Genomic DNA, 25,674 nt, shown 5'->3' on the forward strand with positions numbered 1-25,674 from the left:
TAATGCTAAGCATCCGCAACATTGTTAAACAATACGCCGGTCACCGGGCTTTAAGCGATGTAAGTTTGGAAGTTGAAAGCGGGCAAATTTTCGGCCTGCTGGGTCCTAACGGCGCCGGTAAAACTTCACTTATCCGTATTATCAACCAGATTACCGCGCCAGATTCGGGCGAAGTTTATTTTAATGGTGAAAAACTCAACCAATCGCATATCGAACGGATAGGCTACCTGCCCGAAGAGCGTGGCCTGTACAAAAAAATGGAGATCGGCGAGCAGATGATCTACCTGGCCCGTTTGAAAGGCCTTAGCCGCGCCGAAGCGCAAAAACGCCTCAAATCCTGGTTCGAAAAGCTTGGCATGGAAACCTGGTGGAAAAAGAAAATCGAAGAGTTATCCAAAGGCATGCAGCAAAAAGCACAGTTTGTAGCTACGGTATTGCATGAGCCTGAATTGATCATCCTTGATGAGCCTTTCAGCGGGTTCGACCCGGTTAACGCCGAACTCATTAAGGACGAGATATTGGAGCTGAACCAAAAAGGCGCTACCATTTTGTTCTCCACCCACCGCATGGAATCTGTCGAGGAGCTTTGCCATGCTATCGCACTGATCAATAAATCGCACAAGATACTGGATGGCAAGGTTAAACAGATCCGCAACTCATACCGCAGCGAAACCTATCTTGTAGAATATGCCGGTGCGCCAATTATTTTTGACGGCAATCAGCCGTTTAACATTGTGAGCGAAACTGCCGGTGATGACGACAGCCATATCATCAAAATAAAACTCGCCAACGGGCACAACTCCAACGATGTTTTGCAATACCTGATACCTAAAGCAAGGGTAAATATGCTGCAGGAAGTGATACCAAGTATGCACGAGATCTTCATCGAAAAAGTAAACCTTAACTCTGCCGGCCATGAATAAAGTACTACTCATTATACAGCGCGAATACCTTACGCGTGTACGCAAAAAATCGTTCATCGTAATGATTTTCGTGGTGCCGTTGTTAATTTTGGTTATGGGCTTTGTGATCAAATTAGTTGCCGACGATAGCGATAAGATCTCGTCATTACAAACCGTTAATGTAATTGACAAAAGCGGTGTGTTTGTGCACAAATTCCACGACGACAAGAATATCAAATTCAATTACGCGCTAACAGATCTTAAATCATCTAAAGAGATCCTGAAAAACAGCGAGGGTATTTCTATATTATATATCCCGGCTAATTATCTTCAAAAAGATTCGGTACAGATCTTTTCTAAAAAGAAGGCCTCTCTTCCTCTTGCCGACGGTATTGAAAAGCAGATGAACGAGATAGCTTTTGCCGACAACCTGCTTAAGCACAATATTGATCCGGCATTGCTGGCATCCATCAAAAAAACAAACATATCGTTAAACGCTGTTGAAATATCCGACAAGGGTGATAAAAACGCCAACGTCGGCCCCAATATTTTAATTGGTATCGCCTGTGCAATATTTATATACCTCTCGTTGTTTATTTACGGAGGACAGGTTATGCGCGGCGTTATTGAAGAAAAAACCAACCGTATTATTGAGGTGGTAATATCATCAGTAAAACCATTTCAATTAATGCTGGGCAAAATTATTGGTGTAGGCCTGGTTGGCTTAACGCAGTTTAGCGCATGGATCATTCTATCGGTAATATCAACCAAAATCGCGGGGCACTCGCTTAGTTCGCCGGGCAACCCTATGGCTAATGCTTTGGCTGTGATACAAACTATTCCGTTCGGTTATATACTGGGTTGTTTCCTGTTTTATTTTTTAAGCGGATACCTGCTATACGCAGCGTTGTTTGCGGCAGTAGGTTCGGCTGTTGATAGCGAAACCGAAACGCAACAGTTTATGTTCCCGATAACCTTGCCTTTATTGTTTACCTATATCCTGGCGGTGTCGGTACTATTCCGCGCGCCCGATAGCCCGCTGGCTGTATGGCTATCCATGATCCCATTCACGGCTCCGGTTGCCATGATGGTAAGAATCCCGTTTGAGCCGCCGGTGTGGCAAATAGCCGTATCCATGTGCCTGATGGTAATCGCCTTTTTGTTTACCACCTATATTGCTGCCCGAATTTACAGGGTTGGAGTATTAATGTATGGTAAAAAAGCAAGTTTCAAAGAAATGGCCAAGTGGTTTTTTTATAAAGAATAGTTTGATTTCGGATATCGGAATTTCGATTTCGGATTTAAAGAACAAAATCCCCGGTGATGGTTAAACATTTTCGGGGATTATTTATTTTAGCCGCATGAGTAAACGCGTTGCAGTGATGGATTTGGGTACAAATACCTTCCATTTATTAATTGCCGAAGGCGATATCCACAACTATCGCGAAATAGTACACATTACTGAAGCCGTTAAACTTGGCGAAGGTGGTATTAACAAGGGATACATCATTCCGGAGGCTTTTCGGCGCGGCGTTGATACCATGAAGCATTTTCATCAACTTATTGAAGATAACAATGCAAGCGCAGTGAGAGCAATAGCCACATCAGCCCTGCGCAGTGCATCAAACGGGCATGATTTTATCAGGGAAGTGGAAGCACAAACCGGAATAGTTATTGAGATCATCGCCGGCGAACAGGAAGCCGGGTTTATTTATGAAGGTGTTAAACTAAGCGGAATCCTCGACGATAAAAATTCGCTTATTATGGATATTGGCGGAGGGAGCGTAGAGTTTATCTTGTGCAATGCTCATCAAATCCATTGGAAACAAAGCTTTGAAATTGGCGCTGCCCGCCTGCTGGACCAGTTTCACCGTACCGACCCAATTCCGCAGGCTTCTATCGAAGCACTGAATTTGTATTTGGAAGATAATCTGAACGATCTGTTTATTGCTACCGCAAATGCTGAAATAGATAGGCTGATAGGCTCATCGGGTGCATTTGAAACATTTGCAGGGCTGATTGAGACAGAAAAAGGCGAAGTATTTGATCTGAAAAAAATTCAATACTATCATTTTAATGAGCAGGAATTATTGACGCTCAGTAATAAAATCATCCTTTCCAATCATCATGAACGGGCGGCCAACCCGGGGATTATCGCGGTGCGGGTTGATATGATTGTTGCCGCATCGCTGGTAACCCGGTTTATAATGCACACGCTGGGGATTCACAACATAAGCATGTGCACCAACTCGCTAAAGGAGGGCGTTTTGGCAGGCATGCTGGCCTAACTAAAATATGTTTTTTATTTTATGCCACAGGCGATGAACAAAAGAATGTCGCACCCAAACGCCTCCGGCTACAACGGTTAGGCAATCAGCAATAGTTGAAACGGGTTCCATTTCTATTTTTAATTGCGATTTATCTGTTATTGCTGCAACGCCTATTTTCTGCGTTTTATAACCGATAAAACTAATAACCAGCGTATCAGTTTCTGAAACATCCATTAACTTAAACCCGCCATCAAGATTTGTACTCGTAGTTTCGCCGTTTTTACAGCGGATTGTTGTCCCCGGAATTGGCAAACCACTTCCTTGTTCGGTTACAATACCCTGGATTACTAACGGATTAAAAGCAGGAGCAGGCATTTTATCTTTACGGGAAAACTCTCCTTGCTCAAGAACAAGCCTGGTTTGGGCTTGTGCCTTTGGGGAATGAGTTAAGCTTATTACAGAAGCCACCAAAACGCTCAGCCATGATAATGATCGCTTTTTATTTGTGCCGATACTTGTGTTGATGCCATCCAACTGGTGTTGGGCAAACCTGCCACAAACGTTATCTTTTGCCGAAAGTTGTTTGATGATCTCCTCGTTGCTCATCACCGTAAAATCGGTAACTGTTTTGCAGCAGTGATCGCAATAACGCCCGCCGTTAACAGGTTTCATTTGTTGCCATTGCTCGTGGCAGGGTTTAGGTATGCTGATGTGTTGAATGGCCATTAGGTCAACATTTTAATTGATAAATATATTAATTTCATCCCGGCTGATTAAGCGGTTTACTGTATGATGCGGTGTGGTACATAATTCCATAAACCAATTTTAACTTTTTTACTAAACCGTTTTTCACACCATCCTTTGTATATTGCCTGCTTAATTACACAGCATGAAATTAAAATCTATCGGCATTGCCCTACTGTCGGTTTTAACTATCAGCGCGGCTGCGCAAAAACAAAAACTCAATCCTAACGATACCACATCAAACTACAATCCGGCGGCGGCTTTTTCGCCCATGTTTTATACCGAAAAGGGTAATGATTACCATTCGGCCAATGGTGCTCCAGGTGCAAAATACTGGCAAAACCGGGCAGATTATACCCTTAATGTCACTCTTGATACGGTTACCAAAACTATTAGCGGCACCGAGGTGATCAACTACGTTAATAACAGTCCGGATGCCCTGCCCTACCTGTGGTTGCAGCTGGATCAAAACACTTATAAAAAAGATGCCCGTTCCAACTTTTTTACCGATCGCACACCCGCAGCCGATCAGCATACCGATGGCTACCAGATCGAATCGGTATCGGTAGATTATGGCGATGTGATTAAAGCCATACCTTTTGTAATTACTGATGCCCGCATGCAGGTACGCCTGGCACATCCTTTGCAAAAAGGGCCAATCCGCCTGCGCATAAAATACCATTATACCATTCCCGGCACTTTTGGAGGCCGTACTGATTATTGCGATACTAAAAACGGCAAGATCTATGAGATAGCCCAGTGGTTTCCGCGGATGTGTGTTTATGATGACAGCCACGGTTGGGATACCCTGCCATTTTTGGGCAGCGGCGAATTTTATTTAGATTATGGCGATATAGATTATTCTGTTACCGTACCTTGGGATATGATTGTAGCCGGATCGGGCGAGTTGCAGAACCCTAAAGAAGTGTTAACGGCCAAACAAATTGCCCGCTTAGAACAGGCCCGCAATAGCGATAAAACCATCATGATCCGTGATTTGGCCGAGGTTAATGATCCGGCCAGCCGTCCGGTTAATAAAGGCACGCTAACCTGGCATTTTAAAATGCTCAACACCCGCGATGTTGCCTTTGGCGCATCAAAAGCATTTATTTGGGATGCTGCAAGGGTTAACCTGCCCGGCGGCAAAAAATCGATGGCGATGAGCGTTTACCCTGCCGAAAGCTATGGTAACGATGCCTGGGGCAGGGCTACTGAATACCTAAAAAAATCTATCGAATATTTTTCGGAAAAATGGTTTGTATATCCTTACCCTGTTGCCATTAACGAGGCTGGCATAGCCGGCGGCATGGAGTACCCCGGCATTGTATTTGACGGCATTACCGATAAAGGCAGCGTGCTTTACTGGGTAACCGCGCATGAAATTGGCCATAACTGGTTCCCGATGATCGTAGGATCGAACGAGCGCCGTTACGCCTGGATGGATGAAGGCCTGAATACTTTTATTGATATTTACGCCTCGGATGCATTTAACAAAGGCGAGTATGCACCTAAGCGCGACAGCGAATATGCCCCCGGCGGCGGCAACCCTGCGGATGAAATTATCCCCTCACTGCTCGATCCGCAAAGCCCAGGCATTATGACTGCCCCCGATGCCATTCCCGAAAAATACCGCCATCCGCTTACTTATTATAAACCGGCTTTTGGTTTGGTTTTGCTGCGTGAACAGATTTTGGGAAAAGACAGGTTTGACTATGCCTTTAAAAATTACATAGCACAATGGGCCTATAAACACCCCCAACCTGACGACTTTTTCCGCTCGATGGAGAATGGTGCCGGCGAAGATCTATCATGGTTTTGGAAAGGTTGGTTTTACAACAACTGGCTGCTTGATATAGCTTTAATTGATGCTAAGTACGCAGGTAAAGATGCTTCAAAGGGCATTACCATCAACGTGGTAAATAAAGAACAACTGCCAATGCCATTTACTGTTGAAGTGAAGTTTAAAGATGGCAGCAAAAAACGTTTTTACCTGCCGGTAGAAACGTGGCTGCAATACAAACAGATAACTTATACGCTGCCTACCACGCAGGAAGCCGAATCGGTAACTGTTGACCCGGATGCTGCTTTGCCAGATCTTAACCGGGCTAATAATACGCTGAAGATTAAATAAATGCACCGGCCGGCAAGTGTCAATTTTGTTGAACACTTGCCGACTTTTATTCAACAGATATCAAACACCGCAGGTTTTTACTGGCCGATCCGGGCATAACAGGTACAAAATCCGCCAATATACTCAACAAGTATATCCCTCCTAAATAAACCTTACTCCTAATAGGAATAAATATGAAAATATTTTTCTTTTAGGGTTAATTAATTATCTATCACTATAAGTTAACAAAATAGCTATTGATTAAAACCAAAGGGAAAAAAATTCCCCAAAGTGGGTAAATAATAATTAATAATTAAACACCAACGCGTTTTCATTTTCGCAATAAAACTGCAAATCCAGGCGTGCATTTATAACGTAAGTATCTTATTGAGTGAATTTTCGTACTTTAATGCCGTTTTTATTGAATTAGCATCATTATTGCAATGATGCCCCTAAAACCTATTGATTTTGAAAACACAATTACTCCGCGTTCTTTTTGCCGGATTCCTGTTTTGTCTGGTTAACGCAGTTTCTGCCCAGGAAACGAGTGATAACGCCACGTACTATTACAACAACTTCGAAACGGCAAGCGCCAACAACACAACTTCTTTAGGCGCAACAGGCGTTGGTAATGCCACCCGTTCAAGCTCGTCAATAACAATCGATGCTTCAACCACCTCCCCGCTTAACGGATCTGTAAGTTTACGCTCTGCTGTTCCGTCGCCCAATGCTATTGGCGCTATCCGCTGGGATTTTGTTGGCAGCGGAACGGGTACTATCGACATGACGCAGAACGACTTTGAGTGGAACTTTATATACAGAAACAACAGTTCAAGCAGTCCTGATGATCCTGATGTTATGGCAACAGGCAACAATAGCTGGCGTTACTGGCTGATTGCCAACGCCTACGCTGCCAACACCATGCAGGGTTTTTATATAACACACACCGGTACTTCGCTTAGCTTAAGATACAGGTACGATACCAACTCGGGCAGTGGCCGGTATAATGAGATTCTGAACACTTCGATGGCCAATGATCAGCAAACCTATATGATTAAGGTACAGCGATTAAAGGACGGACGCTGGGCAATATTTAAAGATGTATTTGTTACCGGCATGACTACTGCAAAAACATTGGTAGCGTCAACTACAAGCAACACAGGCAGCAGTTTCAGCACATACTATTATTCGTACCTGCAATCAACAACTACATCGGATGGCCGTTTTCAGTGGGATAATTTTGATATGTACACCCGTGTTCTACAATTCAGCGCCACCGGTGTTAACGGCACAGCAAATAATGTAACCCAACCTTCCTACTACCCCAATGAAAACGTTATATTTTATGGCATGAAGATTACCGCGAGGGGTAACTTTATAGTCAACCAATTTGCGTTAAATACGTCGGGGGCAGGGTTTGAAGGATATTTTAACGGAACCGGCGGACTTTATCGTTCTGATGATTCTTATTATTCAACCTCTTCCGATTCGTATATAGGTTCAATGGCACTTACCGGAAACGCCGTTCAGAATTACAATATAAGTGACCTGTTGACAACTTCGGGTAACACGGATGGCACCTACTCGGTTCCGGGATATTACTTCGTTACCGGTACAGTAAAATCACAATTAAATTACGGCAACACTCCTTATGGTACTATAACAGTTACCAGTATCAATACCTTTACAGGCAATGGCAACAGCTCAGCAATAAGCTACACCGGCCCTTCATCAAACGGGAATGTGATAACCTTTGTAGGCCAGGCGCCTCCCGCGGCCCCTTCTGCATCAGCCGTTTCCCGTTGCGGCGCAGGGCAGGTTACATTAACTGCATCAGGCGGCTCTCCTTCGGGTGGTACTTATAGCTGGTATACGGCTGCAAGCGGCGGTACAGCGGTGGCTACAGGAGCGAGCTACTCGCCCACCATTGTAACTACCAAAACGTATTATGTAACCTACACATCAGGCGGCAGCGAAAGTGCACGTACGGCGGTTACGGCAACTATTAATCCTATAGTGAGTTCGCCATTAACCAATGCCTCCATTTCGTACTCATTTAGTGGCAATACCAAAGACGTTTCGGGCAACCAGAATGACGGTGTATTAGAAAACACACCTACCTTAACTACCGATAGGTACGGCTTTGCCAACAGCGCTTACAGTTTTAACGGAAGCAACCAGTGGATGTCGTCAACAACACAAATCGCCGGTCCGCAAACGTTTACCATGAGTTTGTGGTTTAATACTACAACCACTTCGGGCGGTAAACTAATGAGTTTTAGTAACGGACAGAACGTTTCGGCGCAGGGCGGATATGACCGTCACCTTTATATGACCAACAGCGGACAGTTGATTTTTGGCGTTTATAACAGCGGTTACCGTACTATAACCTCGCCCTTAACTTATAACGATGGTAACTGGCACCACGTGGTGGTTACATTTGGCGCCACATCGGGCATGGTAATGTATGTGGATAACACATCGGTGGCCACCTCTACCTATTACGCGGCCGAAACAAGAAACGGCTATTGGAAAATTGGCTATGATGAATTAAGCGGATGGCCATCAAGCCCAACAAGCCCTTATTTTAGCGGTACAATTGATGATGTAGCCGTTTACAACACCGAGCTTACAAGTTCTGCAGTATCTGCCTTAAACGATGTTAATCAGATAGGCGCCTACGCTCCTGTTTGCGCAGGAAGCCCGTTAAGCATCTATGCGCCCACCATCACAGGTGCTACCTTTACCTGGACACCGCCAAGCGGCTCTACTGTTACCGGCAACCCGGGTGTATTTTCGAGCGCGGTTGCAGGTGCATATACTTTAACCGTAACCGGAGGGCCTGGTGGCTGCTCATCAACAGCTACTTACACACCAACGGTTAATACCCTGCCGGGTAGTAATTTTACTGCAACAACCCCGGTAGCAGTAAATACCGGTTCATCAACGGTAACATTAACCAGTACATACGATGCTGCTGCAACCTATACATGGTCATTTAACGGTGGTACAGCAACAGGCAGCACACAGGCTGGTTATAGTGTTAGCTGGAGTACCACAGGTACTAAAACCATCAGTCTTACGGTAACCAAAGGTTCATGCTCAAGCACTACTACCCAAACCGTTGTAGTTGGCATTGCGGGCCCTTCGGTAGCAGGCACAACGCTTTGCGGCGCGGGTACGGCAACGCTAACCGTAACAAGCCCCACCGGTGCTACATATAACTGGTATATTGATAATACAACTACAACTCCCCTACAAAGCAGTGCATCTGCAAGTTATTCGCCGTTCATAGGCGGTACAACTACGTTATATGTATCTTACACATCGGGCGGTAACACAAGCTTGCGCACTCCGGTAACTGTTACTGTAAACCCTAAAGCTTCATCATCAATAAACAGCCCGATGCTAAGCTATCCATTTGAAAGCGGCAGTTTAACTGATTGGTCGGGCTTAAGCAATAACGGTACATTACAGGGCACAACTTTGCCAACAACCGTGGCCGACAGGAACGGCCTTGCCAACGGAGCTTACAGCTTTAGTGGTACAAATGCCAGTCCGCAGTATATTTCAACCACAACGCAATATACACCGCTAATATTTAGCTACAGTGTGTGGTTTAAAACCACAACTGCCGGTGGCAAACTAATAGGCATTGGCGGCAACCAAACCGGCAGCAATGCCACGCAAGACAGGAACCTGTATATGAACGATGCCGGTCAGCTTTATTACGGCGTTTACAACAACGGTACTGTAACCATCAACACCCCAAGTGGTACCGCTTACAACGACGGCCTGTGGCACCACGTTATAGTAACAGATGGCCCAACAAACGGCATGCAGATTTACGTAGATGGCACCTTGAAAGCATCTACATCTACTTACACAACACCCCAGCAAATCAGCGAGTTTTGGCGCATTGGCGGCGATAGCCTGCAGGGATGGCCAAGCCGCCCATCTAACGATTACTTTGTTGGTACACTTGACGATATTGCGATTTACAACCACGAACTTTCGGCTTCAGAGATCACATCGAACGACATGAACCTTTACAAGTTCTCTACGATGTATTGCGCTAACAATCCTTTAACCATTACAGCGCAGAGCTGGCCGGGTAGCCCTACTTACAGTTGGGTTGACAACGCCAACACCAGTCTTACCGGTACAGGCAGCCCGGTTACTTTCAGCAAAGCTACCACTACCAACTACACTTTAACTACCACCACAAATGGTTGTACGCAAAGCACTGCTATTGTAACGCCAAGCATGCAAACCTACACCTGGACAGGTGCTGCAGGTACCACCGCTGTAGGCACAGCAAATAACTGGACCAATACATCAACCGGTATAGCCGGAGTAGCACCATCGCTAAACGGCACCGAATATATCATAATACCAACAAATGGCTCAAATGTATATCCTGTGTTAACCGCTGCCAAAAGTGTATACACACTAAACATAGCAAGCGGTGCCAAGCTTGATCTGGGCAGTTACACCCTTAGTGTTGGCTGTAATATATTTAATAGCGGCACCCTTACCAAGGGTACAAGTGCAGGCTTCAATACATCTGCCATAACCTGGAATGGTGCATCGCCAATTACCGCCCAGTCATTTACCGGTAACAGTACATCAGGCTCAAGCGATGTAGGAAACATGACGGTAAATAACACCGCTACCAGCGGCGTGGTAACCCTTGCCTCGGGCAAACTTGATTTATACAACGTGCTTACCCTAACCAGCGGCAGCCTTGTGGTAAGCTCTCCGGCTACCTTCACTTTAAAAAGCGTGGCAACACAAACAGCAACAGTAGCCGCGATCCCCTCAGGTTTAAGTATTACTGGCAACGTTAGCGTTGAGCGTTACATAGCCGGAGGTTCGTCAAAACGTGGTTACCGTTTGCTAACATCGCCTGTAAATAACGGCAGCGGTGTGTTTACTGTTAACTTCCTCAAAAACTCTGCCTATGTAACCGGCACAACTAAAACAGCAGGTGGCTTTGATCTTTCGCCAAATGCCAACAACCCTTCTATCTATTTCTTCAGGGAAAACACACTTGTATCAAACACTACCTTCAGCAGCGGTAACTATCGCGGTGTAAATAATATCTCTACCGCTCCAAACTATTCTTTTGATAACGAATCTGGTACATTCACGTTGCCTGCCGGTAACGGGTTTCTGTTCTTTTTCAGGGGCGACAGGAGTGCTGGTGATATAGCTGCCGAAACAGTAGCAAGCTATGTACCAACCGGTACAACATTTACTGCTACAGGAACGCTTAATACCGGTAATATCACCGTAAAAAACTGGTATAGCCAAACTACAAGTTTATTGTATTCAACCTCCAGCAATACCGGTAGCAAAACAGTATCTGGCTTCAACCTGGTAGCCAACCCTTATGCCAGTACCATCAACATCGAGAAGTTTAACAGGCAGGCCAGCCAGGCTACTTCATCAATATATGGTAACGGCTTCCCGAATGAATCGGGTACTACGTTGAGCAGCCCGCTAAAGATCTGGGTATACAACCCAACCACCAAGCAGTACTCAACTTACGAGCAAAAAAGCACAGCGATCTCGGCTGCTGATACTACCACAACCCAAAATCCGGGTATTTCGAGCGATGGCTATGCAAGTAACCTGATTGCTTCAGGCCAAGGTTTCTTTATCAGGGCAACAGCTACAGGGCAAACCCTAACGTTCCGCGAATCGGCCAAAACAAACAGTCAGCCTTCATCAGCAATAACCCAGGCTATATTGAGTTCACCCAACAGGCCTGTAATAGCGTCTACATCAAAATTCGCGGCATTTGCGGCCATGCCAACAGAGCAAATAGCCCAATCAACTCCTGTAGCAGGTAACGGAGGCGAATCATTACTAAGGTTCAGGCTGATTAAAGATACTGTTAATACCGATGCGATAGTAATAGGTTTAAAAACGGATATCAGCCCGGCTTACAACGAAGCTAAAGACGCAGAAGATTTAGGCGGCAACGGCGCACAGGTAAGCCTCTCGGCAATGTCGAGCGATAGTGTTAAGGCTACTATTTACCGCAGCCCATACCCACATAAAGTACAGCAGGTTATCCCACTGTATGCAGATGCTACCGCTTCGGGCGCGTATCAGCTAAACTTATCGGATGTGAGCAATCTTCCTGCTTTATACCAGGTTTGGCTTAAAGACAGCTTCACCAAAGACTCGGTAGATATTAAAGCCAACACGCTTTACAACTTTAATATTGATAAAGGCAACGCTGCTTCATTCGGCAAAGACAGGTTTAAGCTAATATTACGCCAGGACCCGGCTTTGGGCCTACGCCTGGTAGATTTTACTGCAACCAAAGTAACAACCGGCGCGCAAACCGCATGGCAGGTTCAAAACGAAGCTAATTATACCTTGTTCACCGTTCAGCGGAGCACCGATAATGGTAAAACCTGGGATAACATCAGCGTATCAAAATCAAGCGGTTTGGGTGGCTACAGTTATATCGACCCTAACCCCGCCAATGGCCTGAATAAATACAGACTGCAGCTTACAGACGTAAACAGCGATATCAGCTTTTCAAAAGAATTGCCGCTGATGTACTCAAATACCAACAATAACATCAGCAACAGCCAGGTGATGGTATTCCCTAACCCGGCAACAGATTTGATTAATTTGAGTATTAAACAAACCAAAGCATCATCAAATTACAATATCCGCTTAACTAACAGTAGCGGTATATTGTTAAAAAATGTAAATATTACGCAACTTTACTGGCAAAACAACGTAAGTAACCTCACACCCGGCACTTACGTGATTGAGGTAATTGATAATAAAACCAAAAGTTTATTTGGAATAGCTAAATTTGTAAAATTGTAATAAACGATTTGTGCGCATGATAAAAAAGATATTTATAACCACATTGCTTTTTGTGGCTACTACCCTAAGCTGTTTTGCACAGCTGGAAAACCCTTGCGATGGCGCCGATGGCGATGCTGTTTGCCCGCTTGATACCTGGGTTATAGTATTGGCTGTGGCAGCCTTTGCCATAACGGTTGTACACTTATACCGTAAACAAAAATCCCTCCAGGCTTAAGGCCGGAGGGATTTTTGTTTTTCAGTTATATCCTGTTTAACATGTTCTGTGTTATATTGCTGTATGTACGATAGTACTACCGGTTTGTTGCTGTTTTCATCATCATTACCATAAATAAAAATCCCTCCGCGCTTATTTATAGCCGGAGGGATTTTCATTTTGAAATTAAGTTAAACCGATCAGGCCTTTTTAGTAGGTAGCTGTGGTTGCTGCACCTGGTTAAGTTGCAATTGTTCAATAATACCGCTGACCACCTTAGGCAATTCTTTTAGTGTTTTTTGAGGATTGTGCAATTCGCCTACGCCAAATCCACGCCATACCAGTTTGCGGGTTCTGTTATCAACCAAGTCAATAATCAGGGTGCCTTCTTTATAAGGTACACGGGCATAACCGCCGCCGCCATAGCCGTAGCCATAACCAAAGCCGCCGTACGGATATCCCCAACCCCAACCACCGTAGCCATAAAATGGCCTGCGGTAGCCCCAACCCCAGCCATAACCAAAGCCGATGCCCGGGTACCCCCAACCGGCATAATAGCTGGGATAAAATTCGGTACGCATGCCGCGGCCGGTCACTGTCGAATAGCTTAACAGCAAATCGGCGTCATTGCCATCACCTTCCTGAAATTTTAAACCTTTGTTTTCGAGCGCAGCAACGGCTGCATCCTTCACCTTTTCGTCTGCTACTTCTTTTTTCACAACTGCGCCGGCTTTATTGGTCATGGTTGCAGGAGGTAGCCAGGCAAATGTGCGGTAAGAAGAGAGATCTGTTTTGTTACGGGCTGCTGTATAATAATTGTAACTGCTGCAAGCCGACAAGGTGGCCAGCAGCAAAAGTGCCAACCCTGTGTTAATAGATTTTTTCATGACAAATTACTCCCTTTATTTACAACATTAGACTATGCAGGAAACAAAGGTTTAATTTAGATAATTATTTATTAATTGGGAGAAGAGAATTATGGTAGATAGAAACAGGAGTAACCTGATCGACCTGAAACTATTATCAGTAACAAAGGCTATAAAAGGATTTAAGATGGCGAAAACAAGTTTAACGGCCCAAATTCATCAGCTGTGCATAAACTTTTTCGGTAGGGAGCCCCACCACATTGGTATAAGAACCATTAATCCGCTCAATACCGATTAAGCCGATCCGTTCCTGGATCCCGTATGAACCTGCCTTATCAAGCGGCTGATATTTATCAACATAGCTACTGATCTCGATATCAGTTAGCCTGCGGAAAAACACCTCCGACCGATCATAAAACATATTGTGCTCGCCCTTATACAACAGGCAAACACCGGTGATAACTTCATGCACCCTGCCCGAGAGGCGTTGCAACATTTCAACCGCATGGGCAGGTGTTTCGGGTTTGCCTAATATTAATCCGTCTATACAAACAATGGTATCGGCAGTCAGTACCACCTCATCAGTTACCGATTCGTTGTAGGCTTCCGCTTTTTTACGGGCAATATACAAAGCAACCTCGGGCGGAGTTAAACCTTCGGGGTATGATTCATCAACATCTTTCAGCACAACGCGAAAATCGATATCCATCAACCGCAACAGTTCCTGCCTGCGCGGCGATTTTGATGCGAGAATTACGGGAGGGATTGTTTGCATATTTTTTAGATCATAGTTGATGGATCATGGTAGCCGCATTTGGTTCATGGTTTATAGCAGCTACGTGGCTATCGATTAAATAAAGTGCCTGAACTATGAACCATAGCCCATGAACCATAATCTACCAGCTATAAGCCTGTTTGCTCATCCACTTATCCTGAACCTTGAGCACTTTTTCGATGATATCCCGGGCACAGCCTTTTCCGCCGCCATATGGCGATACGTAAGCACTTACTGCCTTGATCTCTTCTACAGCATCGGCAGGGCAAACCGGTAAACCGGCAAGCTTCATTACTTCCAAATCTGGGATATCATCGCCCATGTATAATACATTGGTGGCTATAATGCTTTTTTCTTCAAGGTAGATTTTAAACCTTTGCGATTTGGTATGCGTACCCATATACACATCCTGGATCCCCAGGCTGTTTAAACGGTAAATAGCACTTTTTGAACGACTGCCCGATATGGCGCAAACATTATATCCGCATTTAACGGCGAGCTGCAGCGCATACCCATCTTTAATGTTAAAGGCACGGCTTTGCTCGCCGGTATCGGTAACAAATACCGAACCATCGGTCAATACACCATCCACATCAAAAATGAGGGTAGTAATATCTTTTAATTTATTCAGGAACGACTCCATGTTTTGGGGATTACTCCGATTTTATTTTTTGGGATTACACCGATTATAAGGATGATTACACCGATTCAGCTCAATTTAGAGTGATTTAAACACACTAACTGCAACTGCCGCTGCTACTAAAAACTGCCACTAACTACAAACCGCCCACTCAAAACTGCAAACCGAAACTATTGGTTATCCCGCCACTCATACACCCAGGCCGATTGAATCTGCTCCAGGTGGCCTTCGTTTGATTCGGCACGGGTGCCGGCAAAGTTTGGCAGGCTCAGTACCCACTCCAGCAGTTCGGTAAAACGGATGCGGTATATTTTTGATTCGTCGAAATCATCACCAAACTTTTCATAAAGTTCGATGGCAATATCTTCATAATCATTCCAGTGAATTGGCAAGGCAAATTTATTGTCGCTCATTTTAATTGATTTTACGTATTACCCCGGTTACGCTAATACGTTGTAAGTTATACGTTTTATTTATTGTTTTAAAGGGATTGCTGCAAATTTAGTGGCCTAAAAACTGCGACTGATCAGGTAAGGTAACTTCAATATCGCCATCAACTATCACACACTGGCAACCTAAACGCGAGTTGATGCGCGGGTTTACAGCCCTGTCGATAAAATCCTCTTCCTTATCAGATATCTCCTGGATGTTATCCATCCCTTTATTCACGTAAACATGGCAGGTGCTGCATCCGCAAACACCACCGCAATTGTGCTGTAGCTCGATGCCGTTCTCCAGGCATACGTCTAATACAGATTCTCCTTCGGCTATAGGCAGTTCAATGCTTTCGTGCCCTTTTTCCTCAAAGTTGATCTTTAACTTATAAATGTTCATTTAGGCAAAAGTAACAAAATTACCCGTTTGCCGTAACGTCATTATTGTTTTTGATAATGCCCTGACTTAATAAAGTGTAAATATCCTGCAAGCCGGGCATATCGCTTAACATTTGCAGATGCGCGTTCATGGTACCCGCATCATTACGCACAGCAGGCCCGGTTTGCACAGCCCCTGGCAGTTGCTCCTGCACCTTTTGGGCTGTCTCCAATATCAGCGGCCGCAACATGCCAAACTCCATTTGATGCTGAGCCAGCAGATGCTGCGCTACACCATATAAATAATTGGGAAAATTGCAGGCAAATACTGCGGCCAGGTGCAATATTTTACGCTGGGCAGAGTTAACTGTGTATACATTATTGCTGATGGTGAATGCCAGTTGTTTGAGTTGGGCAAGAATTTCATCGCCGGCACCTTCTAAACAAAGCGGAACTGACCTGAAATCGATTTCCCGCACTTTACTAAAGGTTTGCAAAGGGTAAAACACACCTGCATCGGGAGTAAAAGCCAGCAAACTATTCAAATCGGTTGCGCCCGATGTATGTACTATTAACTTTTTGTGAACAGCCAATGCCCTGGCCACCGCGGTTATGGCATCGTCTTTAACCGATATTACAAACATCCCGGTATCGGCGTTGATATGATCAAGGTTATCAATAGCTTCGGCGCCAACGTGATAGGCCAGCAGTGCTGCATTTTGCAGGTTAGGGCTATACACCTGTACAATGCCGTGACCGGCATTTTTAAACGCCGCCGCCATGTGTGTTGCCACATTGCCCGAGCCTATAATTGTTATGCGCATATTAATTTTACAATTAGGCGGTTAATTAACTACCTGTGATTTAAATATTTCTGTATTTTAGGCACTAACATCTAATACCGCATGAAAATACTTAAAGTAAGCATAATAATTGTGATATTTCTTGTCGGGGCTGCGTCATTAATACTCTACAGCTTCTATAAATACAATGACAAAGAAAGCCGCCTATTAACCGATGCCGACCGCAAAAGCGTAAGCGGAAATTTTGTTAAACTAAGCCAGGGCGTAACCCATTACCAGCTTGGCGGCCCGGTGGGCGGTGAGCCGGTTGTACTGGTGCACGGCTTTAGTGTTCCCTACTATATCTGGGATGCCACCTACCAATTTCTTGTTAAAAAAGGCTATCGTGTATTAAGGTACGACATGTATGGCCGCGGCTACTCGGACAGGCCTTACGTTACTTACGACCCTGCACTTTACAACAACCAGCTGCTGGAGCTTATTAAGGAAGTTAAATTACAGGGTAAGGTGAGCCTTGCGGGTGTATCATTCGGCGGTGCGGTTGTAAGCAATTTCAGTTGCAGTCACCCCGAGCTCATTAACAAAGTAATCCTCATCGACCCGGTATATGAAATGAAAAAGCCGGCCGCACCTCAATATTTTACATTGTATAATGAAGCTGTAAACTCGGACGAGCGGATAAGCGGACAGATGGACGATTTCAGGTACCCCAAACAGCACCCCGGCTGGACAAAGCTCTATGCTCCTCAAATGCAATACAAAGGTTTTCGCAATGCATTGGTATCAACATTATATAACTATAACAGCGGAAAACAGACCTATACCTGCCTTGCCGGGGCCGATAAACCTGTTTTGCTGATTTGGGGTAAGTTTGATAAAACTGTAGCGCCCCGTTTCAGCGATTCGATACGTGGCGTTTTAAAAACCGACTTCTTTCCGGTTGCAGATGCGGCTCATTTGCCGATGATAGAGAAGGCGGATACTGTGAACGCTAAGATCCTGTCGTTTTTGAAGGGTTGATTATCACATTTTTTCGGCCCACAGCATACCGGCGGGCAACTCTGCTTTACTAAATTCAATATGCACCACCCGCCGCTTTTTATAATTAATGGTACGGCCGGAGGCATGCATCAGTAAAGGTTTCATAATCATCATCCCTCCGGCCTGAACATTACAACTCACAGGCGTTGAGTTTTCATAATCAACATTTTCGGGACGATTTATCCCTCTAAGGTGCGAACCGGGAATAACCTTTAACGCGCCATTACCCTCATCGGTATCATCTAAATGAATTCTGATGGTAAAATTATCCTGCAAAATATTTAAAGGCGGCTGCACGGCAAATTGGTTGTGCTTAACCGTCCAGGGGCCGTAGCCTTCCATATCAGTTTTTTCATCAACAGATATGGTCAAATCCTGGTGCCAGGCAACAAACCAGTTGGATAAGGCAGGCTTATCAAAGTAAATTGATTTCACCACAAAATAACCATCGCCAAACAGTTGTTGCAGGCAGGTATTTAGCTTATCAGTAAATATTAAAGAAGATACCCCGGGAATAACTTTCAGAAATTGCCTGATGGCGAACAAATCATCCGTTTGCCTGAACAAGGGACCTGTTTTGTCGGCATATTCAATGGCTAATAAAATATCATTTACCCCGGCATCAGTATAAATATCATCAACAACGGTAAACCCATTGTTAGCAATTTTATACTGATGCCCGGTAACGTCCACTTAAACGGTTTTAAGCTCTTTATTTCTTCTTTGGATAGAGAGCAGGAAGCCAATCACCATAATAATGGTACCGCTCCAGAAGAAGTTGATATAAGGGAAAGTAATAGCGCGCATTACTATCCATGGTTTTTTGTTTTTAGGCTGCTGAAAAACGGTAATCTCGATTTTTTTGTTTTCAGGATTAATCCTCGAAAAACGGAGTTTTAACCCGGCATCATCAACCTTGCGCGAAAAATCAAAAGCATTGCCATCTTTAATCATAAACACCGGCTCGGCATTGTAGATGGTATTGTTGGCATGCACCTCGATATTGGCACCGATGGCAATATCATTCGGCCCCACTTTAATGTTTTGCACGGTGGCCTGCTTGTTGATCGATTTCAGGATCATGAAACCATCACGGTACCTGATGGTATCACCAACCACCACTTCATGCGGAACGGGTTCGTCGTAATTTTTATCGTCGTTACCCTCATCGTGTGCGGCTTCGCCGCCTTGCATGTTAAAACCCTGGCTTGGTACGGCGGTGATATGGGTATACAAATCGCTGGTTAAATAGTGTTTGGTATCCGGCGATGAAGCAAAGCCGGCTTCGCGGCTGGCCTGTACCTTGGGTTTCAGCACAAAGTTTTCGAGCACTTTGCCGTTAGCATCCAATCGCTTGTAATCAACCTTGTAAAAATGTTCGGGAGTTGATATCGAATCGCCCAGGTAGGTAACGGTGTAATCGCCCATTTTTACCGGTACGTTTTTGTATATCATGATATTCTCTTTCACATTGCCCGCTTTTTCGTCAAAGCCTTGTACAGCAAGTTCTCCGCTTTCGTTTTTTGATACCACTTTACTGGTTCCGGCAGCGATAACGGCACCAATTAAAAGAAACCCGAAACCAAGGTGCGCTACCGCGGCACCGGCAAGTTTAAATTTACCTTTAAATGCATCAACCAACACCTTGGCATTAGCAACTACCGAATAAACCGAGCCGCACATTACTAACACAAACACCACGTTTAGCTTGTAAACACCTGTAACAGCTACAATTAAAGCGGTGATGAGGATAGCGAATAAAAAGTAAACACCTGTAGTGATGAAGAAACGGGTAATATCCGTTTTTTTATACTTTAAAAATTGGGTAAAGCCAGTAAGTATGGTCACCACAAAGGCAAATGCCGATTGGATAACATTGTAATGCTTAACAGCATCGGCAGGGGGAGCTATTTTAGTACCGAACATGGCATTCCATACCGGCACCGAGGTAACCACAATAAGATGAAAGCACGACAGCGCTAAAAACACCGACCCCACAAACATCCAAAATTCGCGCGAGTAAGTTTCTTCATCTTTTTTGGTGATAGGCAGCTCTTTCCATCGCCATATCAAAATACCAATGGTAATAAACAGGAATATCAAGATCCCGATAACCAGCTGCCAGAACATTCCCAGATCGGTAAAGGCATGCACCGAGCTTTCGCCCAGGATGCCGCTTCGTGAAAGGAACGAAGTATACCAAACCAGCACAAAGCTGATCAGCACCAAAAATGTAGCTGTGAAATAGGAGTGACCGCTGTTTTTAAATACGATAAGCACGTGCAAGGCAGCAACAATGGTTAACCATGGGAAGATTGAACCGTTCTCTACCGGATCCCAGGCCCAAAAGCCACCAAAATTTAACGACTCATAAGCCCAGAACGAACCCATGATAACGCCGGTACCCAAAATCATCGCGCCAAATAAGGTGTATGATATGGCAGGCTGAACCCATTCTTTATAACGCTTTTGCCAAAGACCGGCCACCGCATACGCGAAAGGCACTACCAATGATGCAAAACCCAAAAACAAGGTAGGCGGGTGAATGATCATCCAGTAGTTTTGCAGGGATGGGTTCATGCCTTGCCCGTCTTTTATAAAACTCAGGTAATCCGGCCGCGCAAATATAGGCGCTTCAATACCCGAATTGCGCAGTAATAAAAATGGTGAGCTACCTATCCGGGTACCTAAAATATCGATACCCAAAACCATAGTAGCTAAAATAACCTGCGAAAGGGCTACAATCGTCATCACCGGGCGCTCCCACGATTTTGCCTTAACAATTAACAGGTTGCCTAAAACAGCCTGCCAAAAAGCAAACAGCAAAAAGCCTCCCTCCTGCCCGTTCCAGAAACCCGACACCAAATAGTAAACAGGCAACGAACGCGAGGTGTACGACCATGCGTAATGATATTCGAAATAATGATTATAAAGGATATAGAACAGGCAGATCCCCATTCCTAAAATGCCTATTGAATTAACAATAAAGCCAATGCGGCCTAAACGCTGCCAGCTGCTGTTCAGCTTGCCGGCATCATCGGTAGTGGCAAAATAATAGCTTAAAAATGACAGCAGGGCTGCGCCAAACGAAAGAACGATAAAAAACTGGCCGATTTGCCCCGGTAAAAGGTGCTCGCCCTGAAATACTGTATTCATCAAAAATGGTTAAATGCTGGCTTGTTTAGCCTTTACTTCGGTAACGTCTAATTTATCCTGTGTGTATTTAGATGGGCATTTCATCAGGATTTTGGAGGCATGAAACTCGTTGCCAACCATCTGGCCGGTAACTACCAGTTGCTCCGAACGTTCAAAATCTTCGGGCTTGGTGCTGTTAATGATAACTTTGCGCTCCTCGCCTTTATTATCATTCATATAAAATGAAAAATAGTTGGCGTCTTTGGTGGCATCATAAACCAGTTCTTTCTTTTTATTGAGGTGACCGATAACATGCAGCTCGGTACCGGCTACCTGCGCCTCGGCAAAGGTTGCGTAAGTACTTGAACTTGAATAAACACTTATGATAACCGCTATAGCCACCGCTATAACAACCAAACCAAAAATTGCGCTTTTTTTCATCTGCGGTTTATATAATTAAAATCGATTTGCAAAAATACAAAACGTGCAGCGAAATATGTTTATTACAAGGTATATGTTTTATTTAGAATCGTTCTTGATAGCTTGGGGATTGTCTGAACCGGGATTTGGGGAGATTGGTGGGATGGGAAGGACTTTATTTTTGTCTGAACCCGAATTTGGGGGAATTATTAGAATTTATAGAATTTTCCTTGCATTCTGGTAATTCATTAATTCAATAAATTCGGGTTCAGACAAAATCAACCTGCCAATTGATTTTGCCGGTGTCCGCTCCTCCTAAAACCTACTCCTTAACAAATTTTGAGGGCTTGGTAGTAATATAATATCCCCAATACCCTCTTTTCAATTCAAGTATTACGTATGATGACGAATCAACCTGTTGATCATCATTTGCAAATACTGTTTTATTGACCTCCGCAAATTCAATATCTACCTTTGCGCTGCTGCGTCTGCGTGCATGATACTTATGCATGATAACAACCTTAAACTCCCGGGTCTTTCCGTCCGACAAAACATCATTGAGAAACAAGGGCACAGCAACAAAAATTGCTCCCGAAAAGAATACACCTACCCAAAAGGTCCGCATTTCTTTGATAATAAACACTGAGACAAAAATCCCCGATATGGCCCAGGCCAATATTACAGGCCATTTTGAAATAAATGTGCTATTTAATTCACGAAACGCGTAAACTATACATATAACAGATATTCCGCAGAATATATACTGCCGAATCTTCCGGTTTCTTTTCTGTTGGGCCTGTTGATGCTTAAACTTTTTAACGGTTTTATACACCTTATAAATATGCAAAAATTATCAGAAATGATCTTATTAACCCCTGGCCGATGTTAAGCGAAAAGACAAGCATCTCCTATATTTTATTCTTTCACCAAACGAGTTTCTCTTATAATATAGTAGCCAAGCAAACCTTTATTCATATTTAAAACAATATAGAAGCAGTTATCCAGATCGGCATCATCGTCTATCAATATTTCTTTATCAAAATCATTATATCTTACCTCAACAGAAGCCCCATGCTTTCCCCGCGCGTGTTGCCTATTTTTTATGGGCAACTTCATCTCTACATCCTTAACATCAGCAAACATGTTATTAATAAATAAGGGCACACCTATCAAAAGCGATCCATACCCGATAATTGCAAAAAAGTAACTATTGCGATCTCTTGTAAAAAAAACTGCAATTAATCCGCAAAACGCTGCCAGCAACAGCGGCAACGTGTTATCAATTAAAACATAACGAAGATTAAGTGCCGAATAAAAAAACGCAAAAAAGCACAGCACATATAATGCTATTAAATATGGCATAAGAGCCTTGTTTCGTTTTCTACGGTTGCGGTTTTTATTTTTTTGTATATCTGAGGCTTTCATTTCTAAAACAAAATTAGCGTATCCTTTCCAAAACCAAAACGGGGCGGGTTTTTACAAACCCACCCCGCTATATATTAAAACTATTAAAATCCGTAATTATGGCCAGATACCAAGGTTTTGATACGATACGGCTATTTTATTAATAGCGCCCACCATAGCCGCGTTACGCAAGGTGCCGATATCAGGATTACTTTTATAAATCTCCCTGATTTCGTGGTATGAGCGGATCATGGTATCTTCCAAACCCGAGTTTACCAGTTCCAACTCCGAAGCGCCTTTAATAATGGTTGAACGCTGCATAGGCGTTAAAGCCACACCGGTAATGCCTTCAACCATATTTACCAGGTTAAGGTTGGAGTTTTCTTCAAAACGGCGGTTCATGCGGCCAAAGGCCACGTGGCTCAGGTTTTTTAACCACTCGAAGTAAGATACCGTTACACCGCCTGCGTTGGCATACATATCCGGAACGATTATCCCGCCGTTGGCATAAAATATAGCCTCGGCCTCGGGTGATGTTGGGCCGTTTGCGCCTTCAACAATAATTTTTGCCTGTATGTTGCGGATATTATCTACCGTGATCTGGTTTTCTAAAGCAGCAGGAACCAAAATATCGCATGGTTGCTCCAGGCCTTCCATGGTATTGGTAAACTCCTGTGCAGCACCGGCATAACCTAAAACAGAGCCGGTTGCTTTGCGGTGCTGGAATACAGCTTCCACATCTAAACCATTTTCGTTGTAAATAGCGCCTTCAAACTCGCAAAGGCCTACTATAATGGCACCTAATTCTGCCAAAAATTTAGCCGAATAATAGCCCACGTTACCCAAACCCTGTACAATTACCCTTTTGCCTGATAAGCCCGGCAGCAGGCCAATTTTTTGCATATCCTCGCCAACGCTCACACACTCGCGGGTGGCAATGGCTACACCGCGGCCGGTTGCTTCCCTCCTGCCGGCAATACCGTGCAAGGCGATAGGTTTGCCTGTTACAGCACCCATGGCATCCAGCTGACCAGGATTCATGGTGGCATAAGTATCGGCAATCCAACTCATTTCTCGCTCGCCCGATCCATAATCCGGTGCAGGTACGTCAATGCTTGGACCAATAAAGTTCTTTTTAATTAGCTCTACGGTATAGCGGCGGGTGATGTTTTCCAGTTCGCTTACGGTGTAGTTTTTGGGATTTATTTTGATACCACCTTTAGCGCCGCCGAAGGGCACGTTTACGATGGCACACTTGTAGGTCATGAGGGCGGCGAGGGCCATTACTTCATCCTCGTTCACCATTTCGCTGTAGCGGATGCCGCCTTTGGTTGGCGACTGGTGGTGCGAATGCTCAACGCGCCAGGCATCAATTACCTCGAAACCATTGCCCCTGCGGATAGGGAAACGGAAGCGGTAAACGCTGTTGCATGATTTGATCTGATCAAGCAAGCCGGCATCGTGTTTGGTGAATTGAGCAGCGTGATCAAAGTTTTTACATACGTCGCCAAAAAAGTGGGTTTCCTGGTCGGCGACTAAAATATTCGTAGCCATAACTATTGTATAAATATTAAACTCTTAAAAAAGTGAGCAAATTTGGTACAATTTTTATCAATATTGCAAATATTTATTAGTTAGTGTGCTTCGTACACCATCAACAGCGCTACGAAAAATATGTTTAAACAATTTAAACATACTATTTGAACTACTTTTCGTTTTCGACTTTTTTTAACCGGCGATCGATAGTGAACAGGAAAATAGCCAATCCAACAAAAATTATGGAAATAGTTGCTACAACCACGTAAATTTTTCCCGAGCTGCGCAGCGCGTCGGCCATTTCAACTTGTTGGCCCTGCTGTGCGAAAGCAACAGTACAGCACAGGATAAGCAACAATACAAGAGATAATTTTTTCATATTAATTTATAGCGTTCTTCTTGTTTTCAACTAAACGGATACGGTAGCGCACGGTGGCTATCCAAAGGGCGATAAAGCTCCAGCCCAGCATGGCCGGGTAAAAGGCCACCTTCATGCCGTTATCCAAATCATATTTACCAAAGGCAGGGTTACCGCCGCTGCCGGGGTGTAAGGAATCCGTCATACGGGGCAAAACGAAGATCAGCACAATCATAATGGGGAAAGCGAAAATGTTGTAAATGGCCGAAATTTTGGCACGCTTCTGCTCCTCATCTATCGAGTTGCGCAGCACCAGGTAAGCACAGTATAACAGGAACGCGATAGCCGCGCTGTTTTGCTTAGGGTCGCCGCTCCAGAACTCGCCCCAGGTATATTTGGCCCAAAGCATGCCGGTTAACAGGCCGAGGGTATAAAACAACAGCCCGGTATTAACACATTCAACAGAGGCCAGGTCATGCTCTTCCTTACCCGTTTGCAGGTATTTAATGCTGAAATAAACCGACACCACAAACACCGTAAGCATGCCCATCCACATAGGCACGTGGAAATATAAATTGCGGATAGTTTCGTGAATAATTGGCAACCGTGGCGCTTTAAAAACCAGCCCGGTGTAAAAAGTAGATAATACCAGTAAAACGGCTATTACCTTCCACCATGTTTGATAAATAAACTTCATATGATTTGTGGCGGTAAAGGTAAGGAAAAATTGGGGAGTGAATAAGGGATAGAATATGATATATCTCACTATAATGCGTCCTGGTTATATTTACCAATCGCGCTTTG

Annotated in this window: 23 protein-coding genes; 7 read left to right on the top strand and 16 right to left on the bottom strand. The window is 44.3% G+C overall.

The annotated features are described in order from the left end of the window. Nucleotides 1–2: 2 nt before the first annotated feature. From HYN43_RS13860 to HYN43_RS13870, 3 genes are all read left to right on the top strand, one after another. Nucleotides 3–923, top strand: a complete 921-nt coding sequence (locus HYN43_RS13860) for an ABC transporter ATP-binding protein (RefSeq protein ID WP_119409910.1) — start codon at nt 3–5, stop codon at nt 921–923. Then, a complete protein-coding gene (locus HYN43_RS13865; RefSeq protein ID WP_119409911.1) occupies nt 916–2,169 on the top strand; it encodes an ABC transporter permease in 1,254 nt (417 codons plus the stop codon). Before HYN43_RS13860 ends, HYN43_RS13865 begins: the two co-directional genes overlap by 8 nt. Before the next feature lie 94 nt (nt 2,170–2,263). After that, nucleotides 2,264–3,190, top strand: coding sequence for a Ppx/GppA phosphatase family protein (locus HYN43_RS13870; protein ID WP_119409912.1), 927 nt, complete (start codon nt 2,264–2,266; stop codon nt 3,188–3,190). Here HYN43_RS13870 and HYN43_RS13875 read toward each other — a convergent pair whose 3' ends face one another. Next, the gene (locus HYN43_RS13875) at nt 3,191–3,898 is read right to left on the bottom strand and encodes a carboxypeptidase-like regulatory domain-containing protein (RefSeq protein ID WP_119409913.1); all 708 of its coding nucleotides are present in this window, start codon (nt 3,896–3,898) and stop codon (nt 3,191–3,193) included. A 163-nt stretch (nt 3,899–4,061) separates the two neighbouring features. Here HYN43_RS13875 and HYN43_RS13880 point away from each other — a divergent pair, with 163 nt between their 5' ends. The 3 genes from HYN43_RS13880 to HYN43_RS13890 all read left to right on the top strand — a co-directional run bounded on the left by HYN43_RS13880 (nt 4,062) and on the right by HYN43_RS13890 (nt 13,101). After that, on the top strand, nt 4,062–6,047 hold the full coding sequence (locus HYN43_RS13880; RefSeq protein ID WP_119409914.1) for a M1 family metallopeptidase: 1,986 nt from the start codon (nt 4,062–4,064) through the stop codon (nt 6,045–6,047). A 447-nt stretch (nt 6,048–6,494) separates the two neighbouring features. Continuing rightward, a complete protein-coding gene (locus HYN43_RS13885; RefSeq protein ID WP_121540045.1) occupies nt 6,495–12,884 on the top strand; it encodes a LamG-like jellyroll fold domain-containing protein in 6,390 nt (2,129 codons plus the stop codon). A 16-nt stretch (nt 12,885–12,900) separates the two neighbouring features. Further along, nucleotides 12,901–13,101 (top strand): hypothetical protein, encoded by a 201-nt coding sequence (locus HYN43_RS13890; protein ID WP_119409916.1) that lies wholly within the window; start codon nt 12,901–12,903, stop codon nt 13,099–13,101. Here HYN43_RS13890 and HYN43_RS30345 read toward each other — a convergent pair. From HYN43_RS30345 to HYN43_RS13920, 7 genes are all read right to left on the bottom strand, one after another. After that, the gene (locus tag HYN43_RS30345; protein ID WP_162996466.1) at nt 13,098–13,259 is read right to left on the bottom strand and encodes a hypothetical protein; all 162 of its coding nucleotides are present in this window, start codon (nt 13,257–13,259) and stop codon (nt 13,098–13,100) included. The two genes, HYN43_RS13890 and HYN43_RS30345, sit on opposite strands and share 4 nt — an antisense overlap. Nucleotides 13,260–13,280: 21 nt before the next feature. Continuing rightward, nucleotides 13,281–13,967, bottom strand: a complete 687-nt coding sequence (locus HYN43_RS13895; protein WP_119409917.1) for a DUF4136 domain-containing protein — start codon at nt 13,965–13,967, stop codon at nt 13,281–13,283. A 181-nt stretch (nt 13,968–14,148) separates the two neighbouring features. After that, the gene (locus HYN43_RS13900; protein ID WP_162996467.1) at nt 14,149–14,721 is read right to left on the bottom strand and encodes a Maf family protein; all 573 of its coding nucleotides are present in this window, start codon (nt 14,719–14,721) and stop codon (nt 14,149–14,151) included. A gap of 121 nt (nt 14,722–14,842) precedes the next feature. Further along, on the bottom strand, nt 14,843–15,364 hold the full coding sequence (locus HYN43_RS13905; RefSeq protein WP_119409918.1) for a KdsC family phosphatase: 522 nt from the start codon (nt 15,362–15,364) through the stop codon (nt 14,843–14,845). 167 nt (nt 15,365–15,531) lie between these two features. Further along, entirely contained in the window at nt 15,532–15,774 is a 243-nt protein-coding gene (gene iscX, locus HYN43_RS13910) for a Fe-S cluster assembly protein IscX (protein ID WP_090524422.1), read from the bottom strand. A gap of 88 nt (nt 15,775–15,862) precedes the next feature. Beyond that, nucleotides 15,863–16,195 (bottom strand): 2Fe-2S iron-sulfur cluster-binding protein, encoded by a 333-nt coding sequence (locus HYN43_RS13915; protein WP_119409919.1) that lies wholly within the window; start codon nt 16,193–16,195, stop codon nt 15,863–15,865. Nucleotides 16,196–16,214: 19 nt separating this feature from the next. Next, nucleotides 16,215–16,997: a Rossmann-like and DUF2520 domain-containing protein gene (locus HYN43_RS13920; RefSeq protein ID WP_119409920.1), complete on the bottom strand. Its 783-nt coding sequence runs from the start codon at nt 16,995–16,997 to the stop codon at nt 16,215–16,217. A gap of 81 nt (nt 16,998–17,078) precedes the next feature. Here HYN43_RS13920 and HYN43_RS13925 point away from each other — a divergent pair, with 81 nt between their 5' ends. Continuing rightward, the gene (locus tag HYN43_RS13925; RefSeq protein WP_119409921.1) at nt 17,079–17,996 is read left to right on the top strand and encodes an alpha/beta fold hydrolase; all 918 of its coding nucleotides are present in this window, start codon (nt 17,079–17,081) and stop codon (nt 17,994–17,996) included. Nucleotides 17,997–17,999: 3 nt separating this feature from the next. Here HYN43_RS13925 and HYN43_RS13930 read toward each other — a convergent pair whose 3' ends face one another. From HYN43_RS13930 to ccsA (HYN43_RS13965), 8 genes are all read right to left on the bottom strand, one after another. Continuing rightward, a complete protein-coding gene (locus tag HYN43_RS13930) occupies nt 18,000–18,710 on the bottom strand; it encodes a phytanoyl-CoA dioxygenase family protein (RefSeq protein ID WP_119409922.1) in 711 nt (236 codons plus the stop codon). Next, entirely contained in the window at nt 18,711–21,173 is a 2,463-nt protein-coding gene (ccsA, locus tag HYN43_RS13935) for a cytochrome c biogenesis protein CcsA (RefSeq protein ID WP_119409923.1), read from the bottom strand. Between the two features lie 9 nt (nt 21,174–21,182). Next, complete coding sequence (locus HYN43_RS13940) at nt 21,183–21,593, bottom strand: cytochrome c maturation protein CcmE domain-containing protein (RefSeq protein WP_119409924.1); 411 nt, start codon at nt 21,591–21,593, stop codon at nt 21,183–21,185. A 301-nt stretch (nt 21,594–21,894) separates the two neighbouring features. Beyond that, nucleotides 21,895–22,083, bottom strand: coding sequence for a hypothetical protein (locus HYN43_RS30350; RefSeq protein WP_162996468.1), 189 nt, complete (start codon nt 22,081–22,083; stop codon nt 21,895–21,897). A 404-nt stretch (nt 22,084–22,487) separates the two neighbouring features. Then, nucleotides 22,488–22,997: a hypothetical protein gene (locus HYN43_RS13950; protein WP_119409926.1), complete on the bottom strand. Its 510-nt coding sequence runs from the start codon at nt 22,995–22,997 to the stop codon at nt 22,488–22,490. A 96-nt stretch (nt 22,998–23,093) separates the two neighbouring features. Further along, entirely contained in the window at nt 23,094–24,530 is a 1,437-nt protein-coding gene (locus HYN43_RS13955) for a Glu/Leu/Phe/Val family dehydrogenase (protein WP_119409927.1), read from the bottom strand. 151 nt (nt 24,531–24,681) lie between these two features. After that, nucleotides 24,682–24,891 carry a CcmD family protein gene (locus tag HYN43_RS13960; protein ID WP_119409928.1) on the bottom strand — a complete coding sequence of 70 codons (210 nt, stop codon included), beginning with the start codon at nt 24,889–24,891 and terminating at the stop codon, nt 24,682–24,684. A 1-nt stretch (nt 24,892) separates the two neighbouring features. Next, nucleotides 24,893–25,624, bottom strand: a complete 732-nt coding sequence (gene ccsA, locus HYN43_RS13965; RefSeq protein WP_281024320.1) for a cytochrome c biogenesis protein CcsA — start codon at nt 25,622–25,624, stop codon at nt 24,893–24,895. Nucleotides 25,625–25,674: the final 50 nt, after the last annotated feature.

It is taken from the genome of Mucilaginibacter celer, assembly GCF_003576455.2.
GTDB classification, from domain to species: Bacteria; Bacteroidota; Bacteroidia; order Sphingobacteriales; family Sphingobacteriaceae; genus Mucilaginibacter; species Mucilaginibacter celer.